The following is a 13,280-nucleotide window of genomic DNA, read 5'->3' as shown; positions in this document are numbered from 1 at the left end:
TCGGAGCAATTGCCCGGTCCTTCGATCCTTGCAGGGCCTTCAAGGATTCCTTCGCCCGATTCTGGTCATCGCACCCGCCTTCGGCCTCGTGCTGGGCTTCGGGATGCGCTTCGCCGGCAGCGGACAGAGGAGCGGCATGGTCTGGGCGCTGGCGACCCTTCCGGTCCTCGTTGCGCTACTGATCGAGATCGTCGTCAGCCTGCGGCGCGGCGATGTCGGCCTCGACATTGTCGCAGCCCTGTCCATGACCGGCGCCCTCGCGTTCGGGGAGTACCTCGCGGCCGTCGTCGTGGCCTTGATGTATGCCGGCGGGCAGTACCTGGAGAGTTTCGCCGAGCGCCGCGCCAACCGCGAGATGACGGCGCTCCTGGCGCGTGTGCCGCGCGTCGCCATTCGGCATCGCAACGGCAGGCTCGAAGAGGTCGGGCTCGAAGCCATCGCGCCCGGCGATTGCCTGCTCGTCCGTCAGGGTGACGTGGTTCCCGTCGACGGGCTTGTCGACAGCGGCGTCGCCATCCTCGACCAGTCGGCGCTGACAGGCGAGTCGATTCCTGTCCGGAAGAAGGCGAGCGAACCGGTCATGAGCGGCGTCACGAATGCCGGCGATGCCTTCGACCTGACGGCCACGCGCCGGGCCGCCGAGAGTACCTATGCCGGAGTCGTTCGCCTGATCGAGGCCGCCCAGCGCTCCAAGGCGCCCATGGCGCGGCTGGCGGACCGGTACGCCATGGCGTTTCTGGCCCTGACCGTCGCGCTCGCCGGCGGCGCCTGGCTGTGGAGCGGCGATCCGATCAGGGCGCTGGCCGTGCTCGTCATCGCAACCCCGTGTCCACTCATCCTCGCCGTTCCCGTGGCGATCGTCTCCGGAGTGTCCCGTGCGGCGAAGGCCGGCGTGCTGGTGAAGGGCGGGAGGGCGCTGGAGGGGCTGACCCGTGTCACGGGCCTGGTCATCGACAAGACCGGGACCCTCACGCACGGACAGGCGCGGCTCGTGGAGATCCTCCCCGTGGCGGCCATGTCGTCCGACCGGATCCTCCAGCTTGCGGCATCCCTCGATCAGGCATCGAAACACGTCATCGCGCAGGCGCTCGTTGCGGAGGCGCGGGACCGAGGGCTCGATCTCCTGCCGCCGACGGAGGTCGTGGAGATTCCGGGCGAAGGACTGGAAGGGATCGTGGACGGCCGCCGCGTGGCCGTAGGCGGTGTCCGGTACGTTTCGCAGCGCGTTCCCAGAATAGCCCAGACGGTTTCCGAAAATCGACGTCCCTCCGGGGCGGTCATCGTCGCCGTGGCGGTCGACGGCGAGGAGGCCGGGATCCTGATCCTGGCCGATCCCCTGCGGATGGAGGCGGCCCGGGTGATCGACACTCTTCGTCGCCTGGGGATCGCCCGGATCGTCCTAGCGACGGGCGACCGCCGCGAGGTAGCCCAGGCCGTCACGGTCGGGTTGCATCTCGACGAGGTTCATGCCGAGCTCACGCCGGATCGGAAGATCGCCATCGTGCAGGACGAGAAACGATACGGGCCCGTCATGATGATCGGTGACGGCGTCAACGATGCGCCGGCCCTCGCGGCCGCCGATGTCGGCGTCGCCATGGGCGCGAGAGGCGCGGCCGCGTCCGCCGAAGCGGCCGACGTGGTGCTCCTGGTGGACCAGCTCGACAAGCTTCCTGCCGCCGTTCTCGCGGCGCGCCGGTCGCGCCACATCGCGCTCCAGAGCGTCTATGCGGGATTAGGCCTCTCGGTCATCGGCATGATCGCCGCCGGATTGGGCCTCCTGACACCCGTGCAGGGAGCCCTGATCCAGGAGGCCATCGACGTCGCGGTGATCCTCAACGCCCTGCGAGCCCTGTGGGGACCGGAGCCGTCCTGATGGCAATCGGCAGCTATCGAAATCCGCACCACCTGACATCAGCTCGACGGGCATGGACCAAGATGCGATGGTTCCTGCTGCGCAGTTCCTCATATCCAGGAGGTTTTCTTGTCGCTTCACCTTCACTTCCACGGTGCCGCCCGCACGGTGACCGGATCCTGCTTCATGCTCGAAACGGAAACCGCCCGCGTCCTGATCGATTGCGGAATGTTCCAAGGGTCCAAATCCGAGCGGGAGCTCAATTACCAGCCCTTCCCCTTTCGGGCCGCCGGCATCGATGCACTGTGCCTCACCCACGCGCATATCGATCACAGCGGTCTCGTACCGAAGCTCGTGAAGGCGGGCTTTGATGGACCGATTTATGCGACGGCCGGGACGGCCGATCTGGCGTCCCTCATGCTTCCGGATTCAGGCTACATCCAGGAAATGGAGGTCAACCAGTTCAACCGCCGCAACAGTCGCCGCGGACGCGAGACCGTCTCTCCCATCTACACGGAAGAGGATGCCGTCGCGTCTCTCCGATATTTTCGGCCGGTGACTTATGGCCGATGGCAGGATGTCGTCCCTGGATTTAGGGCGCGCTACTGGAATGCGGGCCATCTCCTGGGCTCGGCCTCCATCGAGATGGAGGTGACGTCCGGCGGTGCCGAGAAGCCGCTTCGCCTCCTGTTCTCCGGCGATGTCGGCCCCGATCACAAGCTCCTTCAGCCCGATCCGGACGGCCCGCGCGACCTCGACTATGTCGTTCTCGAATCCACGTACGGCGACACGGACCGGTCCGGCACCACCATCGAGCGCCGCCGTCGGATGCTGCGCGACGAGGTCCGCGCGGCGATGCACCCGAGCGGGGTGCTGCTCATTCCATCATTCGCGGTCGAGCGGACCCAGGAACTCCTCGTCGATCTTCTGGAGCTGATGGAAGCGGGCGAATTGCCGGCCATTCCGATCTTCATCGATTCCCCTCTGGCCTCGAAGGCCAGTGCCGTCTTCAAGCGCCATGCAGGTGAACTCCGGAACGGCTCGGACCTGATACAGGCGCTCGACTCACGCTCGGTCCATTTCACGGAATCTGTGGAGCAGAGCAAGGCCATCGACCGGATCCACAGCTTCCACATCATCATTGCGGCGAGCGGCATGTGCGAGGCGGGACGCATCCGTCATCACCTGAAGGCGTGGCTCTGGCGGGACGAAGCCACCGTCCTCTTCGTCGGCTTCCAGGCTCAGGGAACGCTCGGCCGGATCCTTCAGGAGGGCGCCTCGACGGTCCGGATCCAAGGCGAGGAGGTCAAGGTTCGGGCACGCATGCGAACCCTGGATCTCTATTCGGGACATGCGGACGGGCCTGAGCTGAAGGCTTGGCTTGCGGATCGCCTTCCGGTTCGGCGCGGCATCTTCCTCGTTCACGGAGAGGACCCGGCCCTGAAGGCCCTGCAAAAATCTCTCGCTGATATCGGTCACGCGCCCGGCGCCATCATTCCGGAGATCGATGACATCTATGATCTGACGGGCGATCACGCTGTTCGGGTCGAAAGCCAGGACGGCCGGTTGCCGAGCACGAGCGCCGGACATCGCGACTGGCACAACGACTATGCGCAATTGCTTCTCGAGATCAGTGAAGCCGTCGATGCGGCGGCCGACAGGAAGGCTAAAGGGGTCATCATCCGGCGCATCAGGGATGCGCTGAAGGACAGATCCAAAGAACAGGCTCGTTGATCTTGTCGTTGCAGGCGAAGCGGGAATCCGAACGCCTTCTCGCCTGACAATAAGGACCATCAGAGCCATCGGCGGCACAGGACGGGATGTGGTTCATCCTGGCAAAAGCCGAACGTTCAAACCTCCGCCCACATGCGGAACAGATTGGCGCTGCTCTTTGCCAGCAGGTCGAACTCCGGGGTCTTGCCCGCTTGAGCGAACAGGTTGCGCCTGGCGGTTTCGAGATCGAACAGAAGCTCGCGTCGGGCGCTGTCGCGCACATAGCTCTGCGCCCAGCCCACGGCCACCATGCGCTCTCCCCGCGTGACGGGGGCGACCCGGTGCAGGCTCGTCGAGTCATAGGCCACCAGATGCCCGGCCGGGAGCTTCACCTCCTCCTCGCCGGACACGGACTCGATCACGAGCTCCCCGCCATCATAGGAGTCCGGATCGGCCAGGAAGAGCGTGAAGGACACGTCCGTGCGGATGCCGTTCATCAGTGGATTGTCGACGTGGGAGCCATATTCCCGGCCCGCACCGTAACGGGCAAAGATCAGCGGCGTCAGGGCCTTCGGCCGCGCGGCGAGGTTGAAGACCTCGTTGTTCAGAATGGCCGTCGACACCTTCTCCCGCAGCAGGGTGAGAGCCGCCCCCTCGCGGGCCTGTTCGTTGTCCTTGACCAACCGGGCGCTCCACCCCGCCGTCGCGCGGCCGTCCTCGAAGCGCATGGACCTCAGCATCCCGCGAACCTCTTCGAGATCGGCCGGGAGGAGGACGTCCGCAATCGTGATCAGCATGGGAGAGCACCTTCGGGCTTGCACGAGCTCCCCATATTATGTAGCTAAGTTCTTGTAAAGACACGCAGTTTTTAGCTTTTCTAAACTAGCCGCGGCAGCCAGCGTGCCGAGGGGGATCCATGAAGAAACGGAAGATCTGGGCGGGCCTGAGTTCCGCCGTCCTTGTTGCCGCGCCGGTTGCCGTGCAGGCGGCGGCTCCACATGTCGAGCCGCAGGTCGGGATCGAGGCCAAGGCCGGCCAGACCCTGCTTCAGCTCGCTCAGCACCAGGGCCACGCCGCCCCGGCGGCCACATCCGGTGGCGAGGGCGATGAAGGTGGAGCAGGCGGCGCGGTCCAATTGCCGGCGCCGCTCCATGTCTATCGCGGCATCGAAATGATTCGCGGCCATCTCACCGTCGGTGCCGAGCTGATCGAGGCCGGCCGCTGGGCCGACGCCCTGCCCCACTTCCTGCATCCGGAGGAAGAGATCTACGGCAGCATCCGCGAGCAGTTGAAACCCCTCAACATCGCGCCGTTCCAGGTCGCCCTGAAGTCCCTGTCGCAGACCGTGAAGGCCAAGAACAAGGAAGCCTATGTCCGGGCCCGCGCGGCGCTCGACGAGCGCCTGGCGGCGGCCGAGACGGCCGTGAAGACAAAGGAAGCGGACGGCACTTACTTCGTGCTCGAAACGGCCCTCGAAGTGCTGCAGCAGGCTGCCGACGAATACGAGGAGGCCGTCGAGAAAGGCCGCATCGCAAACGTGGTCGAGTACCAGGACGCGCGTGGCTTCGTGTTCGAGGTGGACCGCCTCGTCGGAACGGTCATGCCGGCCGCCTCCGCCAAGAATGCCGACGCGGCCAAGGCCCTACAGGCGAGCCTCGACGACCTGAAGGCGACCTTCCCGGCCGTGACGCCGCCGAAGCAGGCGGTGAAGGATTCCGGACAATTCCTGAGCGCGGTCGCCAAGTTCGAGTTGCAGCTCAGCAACTTCCACTAACCTCGATGTGGCGCGCGAGCTTCACCAAAGTCGGTCGGGTGCTGGCGGGCTTCGTGCTCGCAAGTCTCGTGGGCGGAGCGGCCGACAAGCCCGCTTCGCTCGACGCCGCGCATTGGAGGCAGGCTTTCGCGCGTCCGGATCATGCTCCGACGCCTGCGGAGAATCCGGCAACTCCGGAGAAGATCGCGCTCGGCGCGAAGCTTTTCGAGGATACCCGCCTTTCGGGCTCAGGCGACATGGCGTGCTCGACCTGCCATCAGGCCGACCTGTCGTTCTCCGACGGTGTCGACCGCCATATCGGCCACGACGGACAGCCCCTCGACCGGCGCACGCCTCCCCTGTGGAATCTGGCCTGGGGCCTGTCCTTCTTCTGGGACGGCCGAGCCTCGAGCCTGGAAGTTCAGGCCATGGGGCCGATCGAGAACGAACGCGAGATGGCCGGCAACCTGCAGACGGCCTTGCGGGCGCTCGATGCCGACCCAAAGATCCGCAAGGCGTTTGCGGCCGCCTTCCCCGATGATCCCACCGTGACGCAGGCCAACCTGGCAAAGGCGCTCGCGGCCTTTCAGCGAACGCTCGTCTCGCCGGAAACCCGCTTCGACCGTTGGGTGAAGGGCGACGACAAGGCTCTGGAACCGAACGAGCTTGCGGGCTTCTCGCTCTTCGTCGGCAAAGCCGGATGCGTGGCCTGCCATCAGGGCTGGCGGTTCACCGACGAAGCCTTCCACGACATTGGTCTGCCTGGTGAGGACAAGGGCCGCGGCCCCATCCTCGGGGTGAACGCCGCGAACCATGCCTTCAAGACGCCGAGCCTGCGCGAGCGGGTCTGGTCCGCGCCCTACATGCATGACGGCTCGCTTGCGACCTTCGACGATGTCGTCGCGCATTACGCGGAACACGTGGTGCAGCGCCCCACTGTCTCGGCCGACCTGCCGCGCCGGATCGAACTGAATGACGAAGAGCGCGCGCAACTCGTCGCCTTCCTCGCCACCCTGTCCAGCGACGATCCTCCCCGCCCCGCGAGCCTGCCTGCGAAAGCGATGTCCTGGGGGACGGACGAGAGAGCCATTCCGACATCCACCGTCGGGCAGAAGGACAAGCGCTTCACGCCGGGCGCGATCATCTTGAAGCTGGGCGAGGCCCTGCGCATCGTCAACGATGATACGCGCGTCCACAACGTGCGCCTCGACGGTCGGGGCAGGAGCTTCAACTCGGACGCCCAGAACCCCGGCGACACCGTGACCATCGGATTCGACGAGCCCGGCCACTACGATGTGATCTGTGGCATCCATCCGGAGATGCGCCTGAGCGTGGAGGTCGCCCAGGTCCGGTGAGCGGCACCGGACAAAAGAAAAATACACGCCTCGTTTCCGGCGACATGGCTCCGAGGGATGCGCTAAAACGGGTTCATGCCAATGCTCCGCGACGACGACACCCTCTTTGCCGCCCTGATCGCCCGCGATCCTTCCTACGAAGGATTTGCCTATGTGGGCGTGAAGACGACAGGCATCTTCTGCCGCCTGACCTGCCCGGCCCGCAAGCCGAAGCGCCACAACGTGGTGTTCTTCTCCTGCAGGGACGCGGCGCAGGATGCCGGCTTTCGCCCCTGCCTGCGCTGCAAACCCCTCGACATCAAGCGGCCGACGAGCGGAGCGCTCGACGTTTTGAGGGACAGGATCAGGGTCGAGCCGGACCGACGGTGGAGCGCCGAGGACGTGAAGGCTCTCGGCTACGATCCCTCCACCGTGCGCCGTGCCTTCCAGCGCGAATACGGCGTCACCTTCGCGCAATATGCGCGCTCGCAGCGGCTCGGTCTGGCGGTCAATACCTTGCAGCAGGGAGGCTCCGTGATGGATGCCCAGCTCGATGCCGGCTACGAATCCGGCAGCGGTTTTCGCGATGCGATCAGCAAGCTCATCGGCGACGCGCCGGTCCGCGCGCCGGCGCGTCAGATCCTGATCGCGCAATGGCTCGATACGCCCATCGGCGCGATGCTCGCCGTCGCGGACGATGCGGGCGTGCATCTGCTCGAATTCGCGGAACGCAAGGCGCTTCCGACCGAGATCGAGCGGTTGCGCAAGCGCGTCGGGCCGATCTGCTTCGGGCGGCACCCGATGCTCGACACGCTGGCCCATCAGATAGAGCGATATTTCGCCGGCCGCTCGATCTCCTTCGACGTGCCCATCGTGCAGAAGGGAACGCCGTTCGAGGCGACGGTCTGGGATGCGCTGCGCCGGATTCCCGCGGGCACCACGCGCAGTTACGGCGAGATCGCGCGTTTCATCGACCGTCCCGATGCGCCGCGGGCCGTGGCGCGGGCGAACGGCGCCAACCAAGTGGCGGTCATCGTGCCCTGCCACCGGGTGATCGGCGCCGATGGATCGCTGACCGGTTATGGTGGCAAGATCTGGCGCAAGCAATGGCTGCTCGAACACGAGCGGCGTGTCGCGACAACATTGTCCAAGGGGTGAAAGACATGACGGATCAAGTCACGAGGGCCGGAACGTTCAAGGCTCTCCACGTTCCCGGAAGCCCGATTATTCTCTTCAATGTCTGGGATGCGGGCAGCGCCAAGGCGGTTGCGGCGGGCGGAGCGAAGGCTCTCGCCACAGGTAGTTGGTCGGTCGCGGCCGCGCACGGCTTCGACGACGGCGAGGACATGCCGTTCGACCTCGCCCTCGCCAATCTGGAGCGCATCGTGGCGGCAACGGATCTGCCGGTCACCATCGACCTGGAAAGCGGATACGGGTCCAATCCCGAAGAGGTCGGCGTCACCATTACTCGTGCGGTGCAGGCCGGCGCCATCGGCTACAACATCGAGGACAGCTCTCGCGAAACCAGCCCGTTGCGCGAGATCTCCGATCAGGTGGCCCGACTCAAAAGTGCCAGGGAGGCGGCCGACCGGCTCAGCGTTCCAGCCTTTCTGAATGCGCGCACGGACGTGTTCCTAGTGGCCGCGGCGGACCAGCATAAGAGCCTCGTCGCCACAGCCCTGGAACGTGCCCGCGCCTATGCCGATGCCGGCGCCGATGGGTTCTTTGTGCCCGGCCTGGCTGACGAGACGTTGATATCCCGAATCGTCGAGGGCTCGTCATTGCCTGTGAACATCATGGCGAGCGCGAAGACGCCTGCGGCTTCCCGGCTCGCGGAACTCGGCGTCGCGCGCATCAGCCATGGTCCGGGCCCGTATCGCATGGCCATGAAGGCTCTGGAGGATGCCGCGCGAGCAGCCCTGATCTGAAGTACCGCTCCAGCGAGAGCTCGACACTCGGACACTCGTACGCTCTCTGAGGTGCGGATCCTCGGAGAGCGTTCGAATATCCATGAGCTTGCGTCTCAGACGTGCTTCTTTTCGATCTTCGGCAGGAAATACGCGAAAAGCCCCAGAGCCGGCAGGAAGGAACACACCGTATAGACGGTCGCGATGCTCGTGACGTCGGCGAGATGTCCGAGAGCCGCTGCGCCCAGCCCAGCCATGCCGAACGAGAAGCCGAAGAAGAAGCCGGAGATCATGCCGACGCGCCCCGGCACGAGTTCGATGGCATAGACGACGATGGACGAGAAGGCGGAGGCCAGAACCACGCCGATGATCACGCTCAGCACGGTCGTCCAGAACAGATTGGCGAAGGGCAGCAGGAGCGTGAAGGGCAGGACGCCGAGAATCGAAAGCCAGATCACATAACGCCGGCCGATCCTGTCGCCGATGGGACCGCCGAGCAACGTGCCGACGGCAAGCGCACCAAGAAAGATGAAGAGGTGGATCTGCGCGTCCTGCACCGGGAGTTGGAACTTGGAGATCAGGTAGAAGGTGAAATAGTTGGTGAAGCTCGCGACGTAGAAGTCCTTCGAGAAGATCAGCATCACCAGGATCACGAGCGAGACCACGACGCGGCGCCTCGAGAACAGCGATCCCGTCTCGACCGTGCGCGGCTTGGCGCGCAGGTCCACGAGCTTCGCCTGATACCACCGACCGACCGCGAAGAGGATCAGCATCGCCAGCAGGGCCACGGCGGAAAACCAGGCGATGCTCGGCTGGCCGAACGGAACAACAATGAAGGCCGCAAGCAGTGGCCCCAGCGCACTCCCGGCATTGCCGCCGACCTGGAACACCGACTGGGCCAGGCCATGCCGTCCGCCCGAGGCCAGCCGCGCGACGCGGGAGGATTCCGGGTGGAAGACCGAGGAGCCCATGCCGATGAGGGCGGCCGCCAGGAGCAGGAGCGAATAAGACCCTGCCCGCGAGAGCGTCAGCAGGCCGATCAGGGTGAAGCCCATGCCGACGACGAGGGAGAACGGCTGCGGCCGACGGTCCGTGAATGTGCCGATCATGGGCTGGAGCAGCGACGCGGTGAGCTGGAACGTCAGCGTCAGAAACCCGATCTGGCCGAAATCGAGATGGAAATCCCTTTTGAGGATGGGGTAGATCGCCGGCAGCAGCGACTGGATGAGGTCGTTCAGCAGATGCGAAACGCTGATGGCGGCCAGGATCGGGACGGCGGTCCGCTCCACGAGCGCAGGGCGGGAGCCGAGAGGCATGGCTGGCGTTTGATTGGTCATCGACATTCTTCGTTATGCTGCCAAGCTTGCGGCCAAGCCCAGCCTTAAGGCGTTTCCAGGTTCCGCTATAGACCAGAATGCGTTTCCGATCTCCCTCTCGTGCTGCAGGACAGGGTTACGGCGCAGGTAGGGCGAATTTCCTTCAGTCGCTCCGAGAGCCGGCACAATCCGCAACGATATAGCCGGGAGCCACAACTTTTTCCCATTTAGGCTCTAAGTCCCAATCTTCGGGGGACCGTCCCGGCAATTATGAAAAAATTCGTAGCATCAAGGGGTATTTCATGTCGCAAGCCACGGCCTATGAGCAGCTCATGCTCGAACTGGTCAATCGCGAACGCGCCACGACCGGAGCTCAGCCGCTTGCCTTCAACGCCAACCTGAACGACTCGGCGGATTCGCACAGCAGCTGGATGATCGCGACGGACACGTTCTCCCATACGGGATCGGGCGGCTCGACGCCGACCGACCGGATGACCCAGGCCGGCTATGCCTTCTTGGGCTCCTGGGCATCGGCTGAAAACATCGCCTGGGTCAGCACGCGAGCGCCGGAGGGCCTTCAGGACGAGGTCGAGCTGCTGCACACGAACCTGATGAACAGCCCGGGCCACAAGGCCAATATCCTCAACGGGACCTACAGCGAAATCGGCATCGGCTTCGACACCGGCCCCTACCAGAGCTGGGACGGCGCCTTCGTCACCGAGAACTTCGCAAAGTCTGGCACGGCGGTGTATCTCACCGGCGTCGGCATGGCCGACAAGGATGGCGACCGTTTCTACGACATCGGCGAGGGGCTCGGCGGATTGACCGTGACCGCCGTCAGTTCGACCGGCGCCCAATACAGCACGACGACGCAAAGCGCCGGCGGCTACACCCTGGCACTGGCGGCCGGAACCTATTCGGTCACCTTCTCCGGCGGCGGCTATGCTCCCGTGACCAAGCAGGTGAGCATCGGCGCCTCGAACGTGAAACTGGACCTGATCAACCCGGCACAGTGAGCTCCGACCGTATCGACCACGATCAAAGGCACTGCCGGCAACAACACCCTGAAGGGGACAGCCGCAGACGACACGATCAAGGCGCTGGGCGGCACCGATAAAGTCCACGGCAACGGTGGCAACGACAAGCTCTATGGCGGAGCCGGCAACGATGCGCTCAGCGGCAATGGTGGAGACGACCGGCTCTTCGGAGACAGTGGGAACGATGCCCTTTCCGGGGGCAGCGGCAACGACATCCTCACTGGCGGAAGCGGGAACGACACCCTGACCGGCGGCGCGGATGCGGACACCTTCCGGTTCCACGGCAGCTGGGGAGCGGACAAGATCACCGACTTTCGGGACGGCATCGACCTCATCGACCTGCACGGCACGGGCCTGAGCTTCAAAGGCCTCAGCATCAGCGGTTTCAACGCGGACAGCGACGGCAGGGCAGACGACGTGCTCATCAAGGCCGGCGGCCAATCGATCACGCTGCTCAACGTGAAACATGCGCTGATCGGAGCTTCCGACTTCCTGTTCTGATTGGTAGGCTCATTGACCTCTCTTACGTCATCACCGGCCTTGTGCCGGTGATCCCGATTGATTTAAGCGCAGCGCTCTTCGGATCGAGATGGCCGGCACAAGGCCGGCCATGACGGCAAAGTCGTTCCTGGTCGCCTGCCTTCTACGAACGGGAGGAACGAGCCGCGGGTTTCTTCGACATGTTCAGTGCCGCCGCTGCGCGAATGAGCGCCATCAGCGCTCTCTCGTCGATCTCCTCGCCCTCATGAATATCGATGGCGCGCCTCGTGTTGCCTTCGAGGCTGGAATTGAAGAGGCGTGACGGATCCTCCAACGAGGCGCCCTTGGCAAAGGTCATCTTCACGACATTCTTGTAGGTTTCGCCGGTGCAGATGATTCCACCGTGCGACCACACGGGAACCCCTCTCCACTTCCACTCCTCGACCACGTCGGGGACAGCCTGCTTGATGAGGGACCGGACCCGAGCGAGCGTCTCGCCGCGCCAATCGCGCAGCTCCCCGATTCTCGCGTCGATCAGCCGGGAGGGCGTCTCGCCTTGAAGGACACCGTCCGATCCGCCTTCTTTCACCGCTTCTGCCGTCGCTTTCTTCATGTCCGTTTCCGCCCCGTTGCGTCTCGCGTCAGGAAAAGCCTAGTCCAGCAGCAGCTTCAGCACCAGCGGCAGGAGCAGTGCCGTCACAAGCGCGTTGAGCGCCATGGCGATGCCCGCGAAGGTGCCGGCAAGGGAATGGACCTGGAAGGCGCGCGCGGTGCCGATGCCGTGCGAAGCAAGACCCACGGCGAAGCCGCGGGCGCGCCAGTCCTTCATGCGCAACGCGTTCATCAGCGGCGTCACCATGATGGAGCCCGTGACGCCGGTGAGCATGATCAGGATCGCGGTCAAAGCCGGATCGCCGCCGAGGGCTTCCGTGATGCCCATGCCCACGGGAGCGGTGACGGATTTCGGCGCCAGCGAGATGAGGATGGGATTGGGAATGCCGAACAGCTGCGCGACGGTGACGGCCGACACGATGGCCGTGACGGATCCCACCACGAGCGCCACCATCATCGGTACGATCGAGCGCAGCACGATGGCGCGGTTTTCGTAAAGCGGTATGGCGAGCGCGACGGTCGCGGGACCGAGCAGGAAGTGAACGAACTTCGCGCCTTCGAAATAGACCGGATAGGACGTGCCCGTGACCCACAGCACGAGAGCGACGGCCGCCACGGCGATCAGCACCGGATTGCACAGCGGATGCCGCCTGAAGGCCTGCGAGATGCGGTCCGCGATGACGTAGGCCCCGAGCGTCACCACGAGCCACAGCAGCGGTGTCTGCGAGAGATAAACCCAGAGGGAGAAGGCTTGATCAGTCACGGGCTTTGCCCTCCTCGGCCGCTTCCATCGAGGAGCCGGTGAGGCGCGACACCACGACGAAAGCCACGACCGTTACGACGAGCGTCACGAAGGTCGAGACGACGAGCGCGACGCCGAGCCCGACGCCATAATCGGCCAGAACGTCGAACCGTTGGATCACGCCGACGCTCGCCGGGATGAACAGCAGCGAGAGATGGGCCAGAAGCCCCTTCCCGGTCGAGTCGAGGGCCCTGCCGAATTCCGGGATCTTCGTCCTGATGCGGTCGCGCAGACTCAGGAAACCGAGCAGGAACAGCATTCCGAGCACGGGTCCCGGAAGCGGCCAGCCGAAGCCGCGGGCGACGATCTCGCCGAGCAACTGGCAGAGAAGAATTACGGTCAGACTGACGATCATGAGCGGCCTCGGGAGCGGACGTGATGCTAGAGTTATCGTGATGCAGGGTTCGTGCAAAGCACCGATGGCAGCATCCGGTGAAGCTGGGCTGTCTCCTGAAACTTGCCCGTGCTAAATGA

The 13,280-nt window shown here is 64.7% G+C and carries 13 protein-coding genes; 8 read left to right on the top strand and 5 right to left on the bottom strand.

Annotation, left to right across the window (positions count from 1 at the left end; genetic code table 11):
• The first annotated feature begins 28 nt into the window (after window positions 1-28).
• Both DDF70_RS13775 and DDF70_RS13770 read left to right on the top strand, forming a co-directional pair.
• The gene (locus tag DDF70_RS13775) at window positions 29-1,873 is read left to right on the top strand and encodes a heavy metal translocating P-type ATPase (RefSeq protein ID WP_245435480.1); all 1,845 of its coding nucleotides are present in this window, start codon (window positions 29-31) and stop codon (window positions 1,871-1,873) included.
• A 108-nt stretch (window positions 1,874-1,981) separates the two neighbouring features.
• The gene (locus tag DDF70_RS13770; protein ID WP_162820394.1) at window positions 1,982-3,586 is read left to right on the top strand and encodes an MBL fold metallo-hydrolase RNA specificity domain-containing protein; all 1,605 of its coding nucleotides are present in this window, start codon (window positions 1,982-1,984) and stop codon (window positions 3,584-3,586) included.
• Between the two features lie 116 nt (window positions 3,587-3,702).
• Here DDF70_RS13770 and DDF70_RS13765 read toward each other — a convergent pair whose 3' ends face one another.
• Window positions 3,703-4,362: a Fe2+-dependent dioxygenase gene (locus DDF70_RS13765; protein ID WP_114945430.1), complete on the bottom strand. Its 660-nt coding sequence runs from the start codon at window positions 4,360-4,362 to the stop codon at window positions 3,703-3,705.
• A gap of 119 nt (window positions 4,363-4,481) precedes the next feature.
• Here DDF70_RS13765 and DDF70_RS13760 point away from each other — a divergent pair, with 119 nt between their 5' ends.
• From DDF70_RS13760 to DDF70_RS13745, 4 genes are all read left to right on the top strand, one after another.
• Window positions 4,482-5,339 carry a hypothetical protein gene (locus DDF70_RS13760; RefSeq protein ID WP_114945429.1) on the top strand — a complete coding sequence of 286 codons (858 nt, stop codon included), beginning with the start codon at window positions 4,482-4,484 and terminating at the stop codon, window positions 5,337-5,339.
• A gap of 5 nt (window positions 5,340-5,344) precedes the next feature.
• Window positions 5,345-6,673, top strand: coding sequence for a cytochrome c peroxidase (locus DDF70_RS13755; RefSeq protein WP_114945428.1), 1,329 nt, complete (start codon window positions 5,345-5,347; stop codon window positions 6,671-6,673).
• An 81-nt stretch (window positions 6,674-6,754) separates the two neighbouring features.
• On the top strand, window positions 6,755-7,810 hold the full coding sequence (locus DDF70_RS13750; RefSeq protein ID WP_114945427.1) for a bifunctional transcriptional activator/DNA repair enzyme AdaA: 1,056 nt from the start codon (window positions 6,755-6,757) through the stop codon (window positions 7,808-7,810).
• Window positions 7,811-7,815: 5 nt separating this feature from the next.
• Window positions 7,816-8,580 (top strand): isocitrate lyase/PEP mutase family protein, encoded by a 765-nt coding sequence (locus DDF70_RS13745; protein ID WP_114945426.1) that lies wholly within the window; start codon window positions 7,816-7,818, stop codon window positions 8,578-8,580.
• Between the two features lie 95 nt (window positions 8,581-8,675).
• On the opposite strand, the gene DDF70_RS13740 is transcribed toward DDF70_RS13745, so the two are convergent.
• A complete protein-coding gene (locus DDF70_RS13740; protein ID WP_425374076.1) occupies window positions 8,676-9,896 on the bottom strand; it encodes an MFS transporter in 1,221 nt (406 codons plus the stop codon).
• A 281-nt stretch (window positions 9,897-10,177) separates the two neighbouring features.
• On the opposite strand from DDF70_RS13740, the gene DDF70_RS37485 reads away from it, so the two are divergent.
• Together DDF70_RS37485 and DDF70_RS39205 are read left to right on the top strand one after the other, a co-directional pair.
• The gene (locus DDF70_RS37485) at window positions 10,178-10,891 is read left to right on the top strand and encodes a CAP domain-containing protein (protein WP_205772428.1); all 714 of its coding nucleotides are present in this window, start codon (window positions 10,178-10,180) and stop codon (window positions 10,889-10,891) included.
• 21 nt (window positions 10,892-10,912) lie between these two features.
• Window positions 10,913-11,413 (top strand): calcium-binding protein, encoded by a 501-nt coding sequence (locus DDF70_RS39205; protein ID WP_205772430.1) that lies wholly within the window; start codon window positions 10,913-10,915, stop codon window positions 11,411-11,413.
• 142 nt (window positions 11,414-11,555) lie between these two features.
• Here the strand turns inward: DDF70_RS39205 and DDF70_RS13730 are convergent, their stop codons facing one another.
• The 3 genes from DDF70_RS13730 to DDF70_RS13720 are packed head-to-tail and all read right to left on the bottom strand — an operon-like array spanning window position 11,556 to window position 13,161.
• A complete protein-coding gene (locus tag DDF70_RS13730) occupies window positions 11,556-12,005 on the bottom strand; it encodes a DUF1801 domain-containing protein (RefSeq protein WP_114945425.1) in 450 nt (149 codons plus the stop codon).
• A 39-nt stretch (window positions 12,006-12,044) separates the two neighbouring features.
• Window positions 12,045-12,767 (bottom strand): LrgB family protein, encoded by a 723-nt coding sequence (locus tag DDF70_RS13725; protein WP_114945424.1) that lies wholly within the window; start codon window positions 12,765-12,767, stop codon window positions 12,045-12,047.
• Window positions 12,760-13,161, bottom strand: coding sequence for a CidA/LrgA family protein (locus DDF70_RS13720; RefSeq protein ID WP_114945423.1), 402 nt, complete (start codon window positions 13,159-13,161; stop codon window positions 12,760-12,762). Before DDF70_RS13720 ends, DDF70_RS13725 begins: the two co-directional genes overlap by 8 nt.
• Between the last annotated feature and the right edge of the window lie 119 nt (window positions 13,162-13,280).

The organism is Microvirga calopogonii (genome assembly GCF_003347665.1).
GTDB lineage: Bacteria > Pseudomonadota > Alphaproteobacteria > Rhizobiales > Beijerinckiaceae > Microvirga > Microvirga calopogonii.
Note: the sequence above shows the minus strand (reverse complement) of the source record. Positions and strands in the feature narration are given on the sequence as shown.

Coding starts and splice junctions, on each gene's coding strand:
- DDF70_RS13765 (WP_114945430.1), bottom strand. CDS start 4,362: ATGCTGATCACGATTGCGGACGTCCTCCTCCCGGCCGATCTCGAAGAG.
- DDF70_RS13760 (WP_114945429.1), top strand. CDS start 4,482: ATGAAGAAACGGAAGATCTGGGCGGGCCTGAGTTCCGCCGTCCTTGTT.
- DDF70_RS13755 (WP_114945428.1), top strand. CDS start 5,345: ATGTGGCGCGCGAGCTTCACCAAAGTCGGTCGGGTGCTGGCGGGCTTC.
- DDF70_RS13750 (WP_114945427.1), top strand. CDS start 6,755: ATGCTCCGCGACGACGACACCCTCTTTGCCGCCCTGATCGCCCGCGAT.
- DDF70_RS13745 (WP_114945426.1), top strand. CDS start 7,816: ATGACGGATCAAGTCACGAGGGCCGGAACGTTCAAGGCTCTCCACGTT.
- DDF70_RS13740 (WP_425374076.1), bottom strand. CDS start 9,896: ATGACCAATCAAACGCCAGCCATGCCTCTCGGCTCCCGCCCTGCGCTC.
- DDF70_RS37485 (WP_205772428.1), top strand. CDS start 10,178: ATGTCGCAAGCCACGGCCTATGAGCAGCTCATGCTCGAACTGGTCAAT.
- DDF70_RS13730 (WP_114945425.1), bottom strand. CDS start 12,005: ATGAAGAAAGCGACGGCAGAAGCGGTGAAAGAAGGCGGATCGGACGGT.
- DDF70_RS13720 (WP_114945423.1), bottom strand. CDS start 13,161: ATGATCGTCAGTCTGACCGTAATTCTTCTCTGCCAGTTGCTCGGCGAG.